We start from the raw sequence: 12,677 nt of genomic DNA, 5'->3' as shown, positions 1-12,677 counted from the left end.
ATCCGCTGAGATGGGGGATGTTGGTGGCAGTGCTGTGCCCGACGCGTGCGCTGGTGGATCCGGGCAACGGTGCCGGTGGCAGTCCTGCTGGCGGCACTCGGCGCCCAGTACGCCGTGTGGGACACATACCTGCTCCCGCTCTTCCAAGCCCCGCCTCCTTAACCGTCCAGGAACTCGCGGATGTGGGACGACCAGGTCTCGGGCTGTTCGAAGTGGCACATGTGGGCGGTGTCGGGGATGACGATCAGGTGGCTGGGGACGGCCTCGTGGAGGCGGTGGGCGAGTTGGACGGGGAAGCCCATGTCCTTGTCGCCGTGCAGGATGAGGATGGGCTTGGCGAACGAGCGGAGGATCTGCTCGGGATCGCCGGGGCACCACGGGTGCATGAGGCCCTGGAGCGCGCGTTCCTCGGACCAGTCGCCTAGGTCGGTGCCCAGGGATTCGAGCAACCGCAGGTACGCCGGGGCGCGGTCGAGGTCCCACACGAAGACCGTGGAGTTGCGCAGGGTGCCGTTGGCCTCGTCCTCGACGCGTTGGCGGCGCTGATACTCGTCCCAGCCCGCCAGATAACCGGCCGCGTCCGCCGACGAGTACGCCGAGGTCGACGCGAGCACCAAGCGCCGTACCTGCTCCGGATGCTTGTCCACGAACTGCATCGCGGCCCGCCCGCCCGTCGAGAACCCGACCAGATCGACCGCGCCGAGCCCGAGCCGGTCGATCAACCGATGCGTGTCCTGCACGACGTACTCCGGCTGCAGATCGTCGTCCGGCAACCCGCGGCTGCTCCGCCCGCACCCACGGAAGTCGAACAGCACCACGTGATGATCGCGGGCCAACGGCTCGAACCCGGGCACCAGGTATCCGTGCCCGACGTCCGGCCCGCCGTGCATCACCACCACAGAAGGCCCGTCGCCCCGCTGCCCGAGCTCCCGCACGAACAGCGTGACGCCGCCGACGTCGACCAGCGAATCACCCATGCCCGCAAGGGTTTCAGGCCCCACCGACAAAATCGGACGACAGCGCCGCGGCGCGCGACTAGGGTCTTGCGGCATGCCGCTGTCCGACGCTTTCCTGCAGGAACAGCTCCGCATCCTCGGGTACGGCGGTCCCGAGCAGATCGCGATCGGGATGCAGGGCGCGGTCTTCCGGCTCGGCGGCGGGAAGGTCGCGAAGATCTGGTTCCACGCGGGCGAGACCGAGCTCCGGACGCTGAGTGAGCTGTACGAGGCGCTCGACGGCCAACTGCCGTACCGGACCCCGCGCGTTCTCGAGCTGCATCACCCCGGCCCGTACTGGGTGACGATCGAGGAAGAACTGCCGGGCGTCCCGCTGCACGAGGTGGCGCCGGAGTTCGGTACGCCGGGCTGGAAACGCGTGCGGGACTGTGTCGTCGAGGTGGTCGACGCGCTGGCGCAGGTGGCGGCGCCGGAGGTGCTCCGCCGTACGTCGGTGCTCGACGAAACCGGCCCGTTCCGCCCGGGCGGCGTGTCGTGGCGCGAGGCCCTGACGGGTCTCGTCCAGCGCCGGGCCGCTCGCTTCGACACGCGGATGGTGGACGACTTCGACGCCAAGCTCGAGGCGCTGCTGCGGCTGCTGGCCGACCTCAAGGAGCCCGAGCCCCGGCTCGTCCACGGCGACGTCACTGCCGGCAACGTCCTCGTCGACGACGACCTGCGCCCGGTGACGCTGCTCGACTTCGGTCTGCTGACGATGGCCGGCGATCCGGTGTTCGAGGCCGCGGCCACCGCGAGCGTCATCGACCTCTGGTCGCCGCGGGCCCGCGAGGTCGAGGCCACGTACGACGCGGCGTTCGCCGACGGCCTCGGGTACGACGCCGATCAACTCCTGCTCTACCGCTGCGCGTACTCGCTGATCATCGCCAACGCCCACGACGACGACCCCTACGACCGCGACAGTCACGCGCCCCTGACGGCGAAGTTCTTCAACAGCCCGCAGATCGTCGCACTGCTCAGTCGATGACGCAGAAGACAGTTCCGTCCGGCGCCTTGAGGACCGTGAAGTCGGCGTCCGGCGGGTAGATCCAGTCCTCGACCCGCTCGGCGCCGAGGCCGATCAGCCGCTCCACTTCGGCTTCCGGTGTCGAGGAACCGTCCACCCACAGGTCGAAATGCGTGCGGTCGGTGCTGTCGAGGTGGACCCTGGTCGGCCGGGTGCCCGGCGGTGGAACGAGGAAGTCCGGGTTCTCGGCGGGGGTGAGGCCGAGGGCCGCGCGCCAGAACTCCGCGGCCGGGCCGGTCGACGGCACGTTCAGGACGATTGCTCCGAGTGTGAGGGCCATGTCTTCCAGGGTTGCAGAAAGCCGCATGTAACGCAGCGAAGGAGTCGCAGCGTCGAGAGGGATGTAGACGACGCCGTACTCGGAGGGGAATCGTTGTGAGACTGAAGACATGCATCCTGGTCGCGCTGACCGGGTCCGTGCTGACAGCAGTGCCCGCGGCCGCCCAGCAGGCCGGGGAACAGGACGGATCGTTGCGCTGGGCAACGACTGCGACGAACCGGCAGCCGGCCACGTTCAACGACGTGGCCACCGGAGCGGGCGGCACCTGGGCGGTCGGTGGCGACAGGAACGGCACCAAGTGGCAGGTCGTCAAGCCTCCTGCCGTACCCGCGGGATCCTTCGACGACGTCGTGATCGCGCCGGACGCTTCGGTCTGGGTCACCGGCTGGGCGGACGTCGGCGGCAAGGAACGCGCCGTCGTCTACCGCTACGCCGGCGGAAAGTGGCGAGCACTCAACGCCGGTCTGGAAGGTTCCGTCAACGGCAACGTCCTGGCCGTGCTGTCCGCAAAGAACGCCTGGCTGGGCCTCAACGCCGGTCTTGCGCACTTCGACGGAAAACGCTGGACGCTGGTCACGGACCTGCCCACCGACGGTTCCCAGATCCCGACCGCTATGGCGGCCGCCGGACCGAAGAACATCTGGCTCGTCGGCGTCCAGTACACGTCGGGCATCGCCCCGCTGGCCCTGCACTACAACGGGACGAAGTGGACCAAGGTCGCGGTCCCGGCCGGCATGGCCCAGCTGTACGACGTTGCGCTGCGTGACAATCGCCCTGTCGTGGTCGGTGAACAGTTCAAGGACAACCAGACCGCGACGCCGTACGTCCTCCAACTGAGCGGCTCGAAGCTCGTCGCCGCTCCCGCACCGAACGCCGCGACCGGCACGCTCACCGGCATCGAGACCGCGAAGGACCGGGTCTGGACGGTCGGCATGTCGGCCGCGTCCACGCAGTCCCCGTTCACCGCTTTGGCCGCGTTCACCCGCTGACCTGCGTCGGCTCGACAGCAGCCGCCCGATCGCGGTGACCGGCGGCTGCTGGAACGCGGTGAAGTGGATCACGAGAACCACGGAGAGTAATCAACGCTCTACGCGCGGTGCGGGGGAGGGTGAGATCGGTCTCGCCGTCCCCGTGCGAGGGGCCGTGCGAACAGCAAGTAGGCTTGCGCGGGCGCTGTTTCGGGTGCCCATGCTGATACTTGTTGAAAGAAACTCGCAGGGAACTCGAGGAGAAGACCGCGTGACTTCCCATCGCCCCACGGCGGTCGTCATCATGGCCGCCGGTCTGGGCACCCGGATGAAATCGGCGACCCCGAAGGTGTTGCACGAGATCGGCGGGCGCAGTCTCGTCGGGCACGCCGTGCACACCGCCCGGGCGCTCAGCCCCGAACACCTCGTCGTCGTGGTCGGCAACGGCCGCGAACTGGTCGAGGAACACCTGAAGGCGGTCGACCCCGAGGCCCGCACGGCCGTCCAGGAGCAGCAGCTGGGCACCGGCGACGCGGTCCGCGCCGGCCTGAGCGCCGTACCGGCCGACTTCGACGGCTCGGTCGTCGTCACGTCGGGTGACGTCCCGCTGCTCGAGGCGGAGACGCTGCACGACCTGATCGCCGACCACGACAAGCAGGGCAACGCGGTCACCGTGCTGACCGCGCGGGTCCCCGACCCGACCGGGTACGGCCGGATCGTGCAGGGGCCGGACGGCACCGTCGCGGCGATCGTCGAGCACAAGGACGCCACCGCCGAGCAGCGCGCGATCGACGAGATCAACGCGGGCATCTACGTGTTCGACGCGGCCACCCTGCGGGACGGCCTGAGCCGGCTGACCACCGACAACGCCCAGGGCGAGCTCTACCTGACCGACGTGATCGGCATCGCCCGGAACGACGGCAAGCGGGTCGGGTCGCACGTCACCGGCGACGCGATGCAGACCGAGGGCGTCAACGACCGCGTCCAGCTCGCAACGCTCCGCGCCGAGCTGAACCGGCGTACGCTCACCCGCCTGATGCGTGCGGGCGTGACGGTCGTCGACCCGAACACCACCTGGGTCGACCAGACCGTCCAGGTCGCCCGCGACGTCACCCTGCTGCCGAACACCCAGCTGCACGGGGCGACCACGGTCGACGAGGGCGCCACCATCGGCCCGGACACCACACTCACCGACATCACCGTCGGGGCCGGCGCGACGATCATCCGCACGCACGGCTCCGGCGCCGAGATCGGCCCGCAGGCCAGCGTCGGCCCGTTCGCGTACCTGCGCCCGGGCACCAAGCTCGGCGTGAAGGGCAAGATCGGCACGTTCGTGGAGACCAAGAACTCCACCATCGGCGACGGCGCCAAGGTCCCGCACCTGACGTACGCCGGCGACGCGACGATCGGCGAGGGCGCGAACATCGGCGCCGGCACGATCTTCGCGAACTACGACGGTGTCGCGAAGCACCCGACGCACGTCGGCAAGCACTCGTTCATCGGCAGCAACTCGGTGCTGGTGGCGCCGCGGACGATCGCGGACGGCGCCTACCTCGCGGCCGGCACGGCGCTCACCGAGGACGTCGGCCCGGGCGAGATCGCGGTCGCCCGCGGCCGGCAGCGCAACATCAAGGGCTGGGTCGCGCGCAAGCGGGCCGGCACCAAGACCGCCGCGGCGGCCGAGGCGGCGCTCTCCGAGCAGCCGGCGGACCAGCCGGACGAGCAGGCCTGAGCGGTACGAGGACAACGGGAGGCGCGGGCGATGAGCGGGATGAAACGAACCACCGAGAAGAACCTGATGGTTTTCTCCGGCCGGGCGCATCCCGGTCTCGCCGAGGAGGTGTCCGAGGAGCTCGGGTCCGGCCTGGTGCCGACCCAGGCGTACGACTTCGCCAACGGCGAGATCTACGTCCGGTTCGAGGAGTCGGTCCGGGGCAGCGACGCGTTCGTGATCCAGAGCCACACCTCGCCGATCAACGAGTGGATCATGGAGCAGCTGATCATGGTCGACGCGCTGAAGCGGGCGTCGGCCAAGCGGATCACCGTGGTGCTCCCGTTCTACGGGTACGCCCGGCAGGACAAGAAGCACCGCGGCCGGGAACCGATCTCGGCCCGGCTGATGGCCGACCTGTTCAAGACCGCGGGCGCGAACCGGCTGATCTGCGTGGACCTGCACACCTCGCAGATCCAGGGCTTCTTCGACGGCCCGGTGGACCACCTGATGGCGCTGCCGATCCTCAGCTCGTACGTCGCCGAGAAGTACGGCGACCAGCAACTGGCTGTGGTGTCGCCGGACGCCGGCCGGATCAAGGTCGCCGAGCAGTGGTCGGCGCGGCTGAACAACGCGCCGCTGGCGTTCATCCACAAGACCCGCGACATCGACCGTCCGAACGAGACCGTTGCGAACCGGGTCGTCGGTGAGGTCAAGGGCCGGGTCTGCATCCTGGTCGACGACATGATCGACACCGCCGGCACGATCACCAAGGCCGCCGACGCGCTGTACGCCGAGGGCGCTGCCGGCGTGGTGATCGCGGCCACGCACGCGATCCTGTCCGGCCCGGCGGTGGACCGGCTGAAGAACTGCCAGGCCAGCGAGGTGATCGTCACCAACACGCTGCCGATCGCCGAGGAGCGCCGCTTCGACAAGCTCACCGAGCTGTCGATCGCGCCGCTGATCAGCCGGGCCATCCGCGAGGTCTTCGAGGACGGCTCGGTCACCAGCCTGTTCGACGGCCGCGCCTGACCGCGACCTCCCGACGCGGCGGCGTCCAGTCGCGCCGCCGCGTCCCAGCAGTGCCGGCGCCTGTCAGGCGGTGATCCGGCGTCCGCTCAGCTTTCCGGTGCCGGAGTCCACGACCTGGCTGAGGCTGCCCGGTGCGAACACGGTGAAGCGGTACTTCGCCGTGATCGTGCCGTGGGACACCGAGCCCCAGGCCTGCACGCGGATCGTCGGCCCGACCGATTCCGGCCCCTGTTCACCGGCGGTCCCGGTCCACATCGTCAGCCGGAAAGACTTCCCGTGCGATGCCCAGGTCCCGGTGAAGGGCGGCCCCGCCGGGCTGATGTCGTGCGACACGATCACCCCGCCGCCCGCGAAGCTCAGCACCAGGCGGACCTTGTCGGGCGTTCCGTCGTCCTGCCGCGTGCAGATCCAGCTGCCCAGCAACCCGCCGCCGCTGTCCGCCATCGCCGGTGTGGTCGCCGCCAGACCGGCGACGGCGACACCTCCTGCTGCCATTCCCGCACCCCTCAGCGCCTGCCGGCGCCCGATCGCGTTCTCGCTCATGAAACCCTCCCCCTGAGGACCGCTGTTCCTGTCCACGCTGCACCCGGGCACGGCGATGTGACAACGGTTCGCCGGGAACGGTGACTGACATAGGTTGGGCGGTAACTGACCGAATCGAGGATCGGACGCCGCATGCGGATCACCGTGTTCCACCCGGGAGCGATGGGCTCGAAACTCGCTGCGCAGCTGGTTGTCGCCGGTCACGAGGTGCACTGGGTGCCGGACGGCCGCAGTGCCGCCAGCCAGGCGCGGGCCGACGAGGCCGGTCTGATCGGTACGCCGTTCGCCGAGGCGGTCGGGGCCGCGGAGGCGATCCTCTGCTCCTGCGCGCCGCAGGGCGCCGTCGACATCGCCCGGCAGGTCGGCGGTGCGGGCTTCAGCGGTCTGTACGTCGAGGCGAACCCGCTGTCCCCGGCGTCGCTGGCGGAGGCGCGCTCCGCCGTACCCGAGGCGAGGTTCGTCGACGCCGGCGTGATCGGGCCGCCGCCGACGGGTGGGGCGAGTCCGACGCATCTGATGTTGTCGGGCGCGGAGGCCGAGACCGCGGCGGGGTTGTGGGCCGGTACGGCGGTCACCCCGATGGTGGTCGGCGCCGAACCGGGCGCGGCGAGCGCGGCCAAGTCGTCGTACGCGCTCTACAACAAGGGCAAGGCGGCGCTGGCGGTGCTCGCGTTCCAGTTGGCGGACAAGCACGGCGTGACCGACGCGCTGATCGCGCAGCAGACCCGGGCGGACGCTGGGTCCCTGAAGGATCCGGGACTGCCCGAGCAGCTCCGCAGCGTCGCGTGGCGCTGGGGCCCCGAGTTCGACGAGCTCGCCGAGACGCTGGACGCCGCCGGCCTCGAAGGCGACGCGGCCCGGGCGCTCCGTCAGGTCTGGACCAGACTCACCTAGACCCGAGCCCTGCAGGACGAACGGCGCGACCTCGGCAACGGACCGAAGATCGGGTGCGGCAACGGGTCACCGGGAACGTCGCCGTCGCCGGAGCAAAGTGCCCCAGGAGGACGGATTTCCCGTCTGGGCAGGCTCGTGGGTAGACTGTTTTGGTTGCCTCGGCGAGGGACGCCCCCCGGAACTGTTGGGCGCGGCTCCGTGATCGACGCGGTGGTTCGTTGCCTGACGCCTTCTCGGGGTCAGCAGGCGCCCGCTGAGGCCGCAGCCGAGTTCCATCCAGTCAACAGATCACCGCAACGCTTTTGAGGAGTGTCATCTCGTGGCCGAGGTCAAGATCCAAGCCGAAGCGCGCAACGAGTTCGGCAAGGGTGCTGCCCGCCGAATCCGCCGGGACAACAAGGTCCCTGCCGTCCTGTACGGCCACGGCACCGACCCGGTGCACATCACGCTGCCTGGTCACGACACCATGCTGGCCCTGAAGACCGCCAACGCCCTGCTGATGATCGAGGTCGAGGGCGGCGAGTCGCACCTGGCGCTGCCGAAGCAGGTCCAGCGCGACCCGCTGAAGGGCTTCATCGAGCACGTCGACCTGGTGATCGTCCGCCGCGGCGAGAAGGTGCAGGTCGAGGTCGCGGTGCACCTCGAGGGCGAGGCCGCGTCCGACGCGCTGGTCGTCACCGAGCACGCCGCGGTCCTGGTCGAGGCCGAGGCGACGCACATCCCGGAGAGCATCGTCGTCTCCATCGAGGGCCTGGAGATCGGCGCCCAGATCCACGCGTCCGACCTGACCCTGCCGTCCGGTTCCACGCTGGCGATCGAGCCCGACACGCTGATCGTCAACGTCACCGCGCAGCCCACCGCCGAGCAGGTCGAGGGCGAGCTGGCCGAGGCCGAGGCCGAGGCGGGCATCGAGCGCGACGAGCCGACGGCGGCCGAGGAGCCGGTGGCCGCCGCGGCCGAGTAACCTCTGCCGCAGCACCAGACATCTTCGGGAGGGCCGGGATCCGTGGCGGACGACGTGTGGTTGGTCGTCGGACTGGGGAATCCCGGCCCTTCGTATGCCCGCACCCGGCACAACATCGGGCATCTGGTCGCCGATGAGCTGGCCGCCCGGTCGGGTGCGAAGTGGAAGCAGAGCAAGCAGGTCAAGGCCGAGGTGATCGAGACCCGGATCAGCGGCCTGCGGGCGGTGCTTGCCAAGCCCCGCTCTTATATGAACGAGTCCGGCGGACCGGTCTCCGGGCTGCTGAAGTTCTTCAAGCTGGATCCGGCCAACCTGCTCGTCGTGCACGACGAGCTGGACATCGACTTCGGTGTCCTGCGGTGCAAGTTCGGCGGCGGCGACAACGGCCACAACGGGCTGAAAGCGCTGCGCAAATCGCTTGGCACCGGTGAGTACTATCGAGTCCGGTTCGGTGTGGGTCGTCCGCCGGGCCGGCAGGCGCCCGCCGACTTCGTCCTCAACGAGTTCTCCGCGGCCGAACGCAAGGACCTTCCGTTCGCCGTCGACCGGACCGCGGACGCGGTCGAGTCGCTGCTCACCGACGGCCTCGAGTCCACCCAAGGGAAGTACAACTCGTGAAGCTCAGCGGTCTGGTCGACACCCTGATCACCGATCCGGTGGTGTCCGAGGCCGTCCGTGACGCCCGCAACGACGGGGTCACGACGCTCGATCTGAGCGCGCCGACGCCGGTGCGCCCGGTCCTGCTGGCCGCGATCGCCGCGGCGCAGAACGGCGCCGGCCGGCCGGTGCTGGCCGTCACCGCCACCTTCCGTGAGGCCGAGGAGCTCACCGAGGCCCTGCAGTGCCTCGTCGAGGAGCCCGGCACCGTCGCGTACTACCCGGCCTGGGAGACCCTCCCGCACGAACGCCTCAGCCCGCGGTCCGACACCGTCGGCCGGCGGCTGGCCGTGCTGCGCCGGCTCGTGCACCCGGATCCGTCCGACGAGACGACCGGCCCGATCAAGATCCTGGTCGCGCCGGTGCGGTCCGTCCTGCAGCCGCAGGTCGCCGGCCTCGCGGACCTGAAGCCGGTCCAGCTGCACGTCGGCGACACGGTCGAGCTCGAGGACGTCGTCGAGCGGCTCGCCGGCGCGGCGTACCACCGGGTCGACCTGGTCGAGCGGCGCGGCGAGTTCGCGGTCCGCGGCGGCATCATCGACGTCTTCCCGCCGACCGAGGAGCATCCGCTGCGGGTGGACTTCTTCGGTGACGACGTCGAGGAGATCCGGTACTTCGCGGTCGCCGACCAGCGCTCGCTCGAGATCGCCGAGCACGGCCTGTGGGCACCGCCCTGCCGCGAGCTGCTGCTCACCGACGAGGTCCGCGCGCGGGCCGCCGTCCTGGCGAAGGAACACCCCGAGCTGGCCGAGCTGTTCGAGAAGCTCGCCGAAGGGCACGCGGTCGAGGGCATGGAGTCGCTGGCTCCGGTGCTCGTCGACAACATGGAGCTGCTTGTCGACCTGATGCCCGCCGGGACGCACGTGGTCGTCAGCGACCCGGAGCGGGTCCGCGCCCGGGCGCACGACCTGGTCGCGACCAGCCAGGAGTTCCTGGAGGCGTCGTGGGCCGCGGCCGCAGGCGGCGGCGAGGCCCCGATCGACCTGGGCGCGGCGGCGTACATATCGCTCGGCGACGTCCGGTCGCACGCACTGGGCAACGGCCTGGCCTGGTGGAGCCTGTCGCCGTTCGCGGCCGCGCCGACCGACCAGCCCGAGCTGCGGGACTCGATGGGCGAGCGGGTCGCGTTCGACATCGACACCGAGGCCGGTGCGGTCACCAGCCGGATCCTGGCCGCCCACGAGGTCGACCCGTACCGCGGTGAGACCGCGGCGGCGACCGAGGACATCCGCGGCTGGCTGCGGGACGGCTGGCGGGTCGTCTGCGTGACCGAGGGCCACGGCCCCGCGCAGCGCCTGGCCGAGGTGTTCTCCGAGGCGGAGCTGCCGGCTCGCGTGGTCGAAGGGATCGAGGAGATCCCCGAGCCCGGGGTCGTGCTGATCTCGCAGGGCCAGCTCGAGCAGGGGTTCGTTGCTGACGGCATCAAGTTCGCGGTGCTCACCGAGAACGACCTGTCCGGCCAGCGCTCGGCGGCCGAACGCCGTTCCCAGCAACGGATGCCGTCGCGCCGCAAGAAGACGATCGACCCGCTGGAGCTGCAGCCCGGCGACCACGTCGTGCACGAGCAGCACGGTGTCGGCCGGTACGTCGAGATGATGCAGCGGACCGTCGGCACCGGGTCGCAGAAGGCCACGCGCGAGTACGTCGTGATCGAGTTCGCGCCGAGCAAGCGCGGCCAGCCCGGCGACCGGTTGTACGTGCCGACCGACCAGCTCGACCAGGTCACCAGGTACGTCGGCGGCGAGCAGCCGAGCCTGGACAAGATGGGCGGCGGCGACTGGGCCAAGCGCAAGGGCCGCGCCCGCAAGGCGGTCCGCCAGATCGCCGGCGAGCTGATCAAGCTGTACGCCGCGCGCCAGGCGACCAAGGGGCACGCGTTCGCCAAGGACACCCCGTGGCAGCGCGAGCTCGAGGACGCGTTCCCGTTCGTGGAGACGCCCGACCAGCTGTCCACCATCGACGACGTGAAGCACGACATGGAACGCGTCATGCCGATGGACCGGATCGTCTGCGGCGACGTCGGGTACGGCAAGACCGAGATCGCGGTCCGGGCGGCCTTCAAGGCGGTGCAGGACGGCAAGCAGGTCGCCGTACTGGTGCCGACGACGCTGCTCGTGCAGCAGCACTACGCGACGTTCGCCGAGCGGTACGCCGCGTTCCCGGTGAACGTGGCGCCGCTGTCGCGGTTCCAGACCGACAAGGAGGCCAAGGCCACCGTCGACGGTCTCGCCGACGGGTCGATCGACGTGGTGATCGGAACCCACCGGCTGTTCAGCGGCGAGGTCGCGTTCAAGGACCTCGGCCTGGTCATCGTCGACGAGGAGCAGCGGTTCGGCGTCGAGCACAAGGAGCAGCTGAAGCGGCTGCGGACCGCGGTCGACGTCCTGACGATGTCCGCGACGCCGATCCCGCGGACGCTGGAGATGTCGATCACCGGGATCCGCGAGATGTCCACGATCGCCACCCCGCCCGAGGAGCGGCACCCGGTGCTGACCTTCGTCGGCGCGTACGACGAGCACCAGGTGACCGCCGCGATCCGGCGCGAGCTGCTCCGCGAGGGCCAGGTCTTCGTCGTCCACAACCGGGTGAACACGATCGAGAAGGCCGCCGCCCGGATCCGCCAGTTGGTGCCGGAGGCCCGGGTCAGCGTCGCGCACGGCCAGATGAACGAGCACACCCTCGAGCAGGTCATCCAGGACTTCTGGGAGAAGCGCTCGGACGTGATCGTGTGTACGACGATCGTCGAGTCCGGGATCGACATCTCGAACGCGAACACGATGATCGTCGAGCGCTCCGACCTGCTCGGCCTGTCCCAGCTGCACCAGCTCCGCGGCCGGGTCGGCCGCGGCCGCGAGCGGGCGTACGCGTACTTCTTCTTCCCGCCGGAGAAGCCGCTCACCGAGACCGCGCACGACCGGCTGGCGACGATCGCGCAGCACGCGGACCTCGGCGGCGGGATGGCGGTCGCGATGAAGGACCTGGAGATCCGCGGCGCCGGCAACCTGCTCGGCGGCGAGCAGTCCGGGCACATCGCGGACGTCGGCTTCGATCTGTACGTCCGGCTGGTCGGCGAGGCGGTCGCGGAGTACCGCGGCGACACCCAGGCCGAGGAGCCCGAGGTCAAGATCGAGCTGCCGATCGACGCGCACCTGCCGCACGACTACATCCCGTCGCAGCGGCTGCGGCTGGAGATGTACCAGCGGCTCGCGGCGGTCCGTGACGACGAGGGCATCGCCGAGCTGGTCGAGGAGCTGCACGACCGGTACGGCGACATCCCGCAGGCGGTGCTGAACCTGATCGAGGTGGCGAAGTTCCGCAACCACGCCCGCCGGGCGGGGCTGCACGACGTCACGCTGCAGGGGAACATGATCCGGTTCGGGCCGGTCGAGCTGCCCGACTCGAAGGTGCTGCGGCTGAACAGGCTGTACCCGAAGAGTCTGGTGAAGCCGCAACTGCATACCATTCTGGTGCCGAGACCTGCGACCAGGCAGATCGGCGGGCAGCCGCTTCGCGACCAGGAGCTGCTGCAGTGGTGCACCCGGTTGATCGACGACGTGATCGCCGAACCTATTGTGGTGCCGGCGTGAATCTGCCCGACCGGGATGGTGG

11 protein-coding genes are annotated in these 12,677 nt (G+C 70.1%); 8 read left to right on the top strand and 3 right to left on the bottom strand.

The features are described from left to right. Positions 1-158: 158 nt before the first annotated feature. Positions 159-977 (bottom strand): alpha/beta hydrolase, encoded by an 819-nt coding sequence (locus AB0I12_RS08980; protein ID WP_359926706.1) that lies wholly within the window; start codon positions 975-977, stop codon positions 159-161. A gap of 73 nt (positions 978-1,050) precedes the next feature. On the opposite strand from AB0I12_RS08980, the gene AB0I12_RS08975 reads away from it, so the two are divergent. Further along, positions 1,051-1,980 carry a phosphotransferase gene (locus tag AB0I12_RS08975; protein WP_359926704.1) on the top strand — a complete coding sequence of 310 codons (930 nt, stop codon included), beginning with the start codon at positions 1,051-1,053 and terminating at the stop codon, positions 1,978-1,980. On the opposite strand, the gene AB0I12_RS08970 is transcribed toward AB0I12_RS08975, so the two are convergent. Then, positions 1,970-2,299: a VOC family protein gene (locus AB0I12_RS08970; protein ID WP_359926701.1), complete on the bottom strand. Its 330-nt coding sequence runs from the start codon at positions 2,297-2,299 to the stop codon at positions 1,970-1,972. The genes AB0I12_RS08975 and AB0I12_RS08970 overlap by 11 nt on opposite strands. A gap of 95 nt (positions 2,300-2,394) precedes the next feature. On the opposite strand from AB0I12_RS08970, the gene AB0I12_RS08965 reads away from it, so the two are divergent. From AB0I12_RS08965 to AB0I12_RS08955, 3 genes are all read left to right on the top strand, one after another. Beyond that, on the top strand, positions 2,395-3,288 hold the full coding sequence (locus AB0I12_RS08965) for a hypothetical protein (protein ID WP_359926699.1): 894 nt from the start codon (positions 2,395-2,397) through the stop codon (positions 3,286-3,288). Between the two features lie 250 nt (positions 3,289-3,538). After that, positions 3,539-4,999, top strand: coding sequence for a bifunctional UDP-N-acetylglucosamine diphosphorylase/glucosamine-1-phosphate N-acetyltransferase GlmU (glmU, locus tag AB0I12_RS08960; RefSeq protein WP_359926696.1), 1,461 nt, complete (start codon positions 3,539-3,541; stop codon positions 4,997-4,999). Positions 5,000-5,029: 30 nt separating this feature from the next. After that, positions 5,030-6,010, top strand: a complete 981-nt coding sequence (locus AB0I12_RS08955; RefSeq protein WP_359926693.1) for a ribose-phosphate diphosphokinase — start codon at positions 5,030-5,032, stop codon at positions 6,008-6,010. 63 nt (positions 6,011-6,073) lie between these two features. Here AB0I12_RS08955 and AB0I12_RS08950 read toward each other — a convergent pair whose 3' ends face one another. Beyond that, positions 6,074-6,553, bottom strand: a complete 480-nt coding sequence (locus AB0I12_RS08950; protein ID WP_359926690.1) for a hypothetical protein — start codon at positions 6,551-6,553, stop codon at positions 6,074-6,076. A 132-nt stretch (positions 6,554-6,685) separates the two neighbouring features. Here AB0I12_RS08950 and AB0I12_RS08945 point away from each other — a divergent pair, with 132 nt between their 5' ends. From AB0I12_RS08945 to mfd, 4 genes are all read left to right on the top strand, one after another. After that, positions 6,686-7,447 carry a DUF1932 domain-containing protein gene (locus AB0I12_RS08945; RefSeq protein WP_359926687.1) on the top strand — a complete coding sequence of 254 codons (762 nt, stop codon included), beginning with the start codon at positions 6,686-6,688 and terminating at the stop codon, positions 7,445-7,447. Positions 7,448-7,766: 319 nt separating this feature from the next. Further along, a complete protein-coding gene (locus AB0I12_RS08940) occupies positions 7,767-8,411 on the top strand; it encodes a 50S ribosomal protein L25/general stress protein Ctc (protein ID WP_359926684.1) in 645 nt (214 codons plus the stop codon). A 42-nt stretch (positions 8,412-8,453) separates the two neighbouring features. Continuing rightward, positions 8,454-9,029, top strand: coding sequence for an aminoacyl-tRNA hydrolase (gene pth / locus AB0I12_RS08935; RefSeq protein ID WP_359926681.1), 576 nt, complete (start codon positions 8,454-8,456; stop codon positions 9,027-9,029). Continuing rightward, on the top strand, positions 9,026-12,655 hold the full coding sequence (gene mfd / locus AB0I12_RS08930; RefSeq protein WP_359926678.1) for a transcription-repair coupling factor: 3,630 nt from the start codon (positions 9,026-9,028) through the stop codon (positions 12,653-12,655). Before pth ends, mfd begins: the two co-directional genes overlap by 4 nt. The last annotated feature ends 22 nt before the right edge of the window (positions 12,656-12,677 follow it).

This window comes from Kribbella sp. NPDC050459, assembly GCF_040655315.1.
In the GTDB taxonomy this organism is placed as follows: Bacteria; Actinomycetota; Actinomycetes; order Propionibacteriales; family Kribbellaceae; genus Kribbella.
This window is presented reverse-complemented; position numbering and strand designations above follow the sequence as displayed.

Coding starts and splice junctions, on each gene's coding strand:
- AB0I12_RS08950 (WP_359926690.1), bottom strand. CDS start 6,553: ATGAGCGAGAACGCGATCGGGCGCCGGCAGGCGCTGAGGGGTGCGGGA.
- AB0I12_RS08945 (WP_359926687.1), top strand. CDS start 6,686: ATGCGGATCACCGTGTTCCACCCGGGAGCGATGGGCTCGAAACTCGCT.
- AB0I12_RS08975 (WP_359926704.1), top strand. CDS start 1,051: ATGCCGCTGTCCGACGCTTTCCTGCAGGAACAGCTCCGCATCCTCGGG.
- AB0I12_RS08955 (WP_359926693.1), top strand. CDS start 5,030: ATGAGCGGGATGAAACGAACCACCGAGAAGAACCTGATGGTTTTCTCC.
- AB0I12_RS08970 (WP_359926701.1), bottom strand. CDS start 2,299: ATGGCCCTCACACTCGGAGCAATCGTCCTGAACGTGCCGTCGACCGGC.
- AB0I12_RS08980 (WP_359926706.1), bottom strand. CDS start 977: ATGGGTGATTCGCTGGTCGACGTCGGCGGCGTCACGCTGTTCGTGCGG.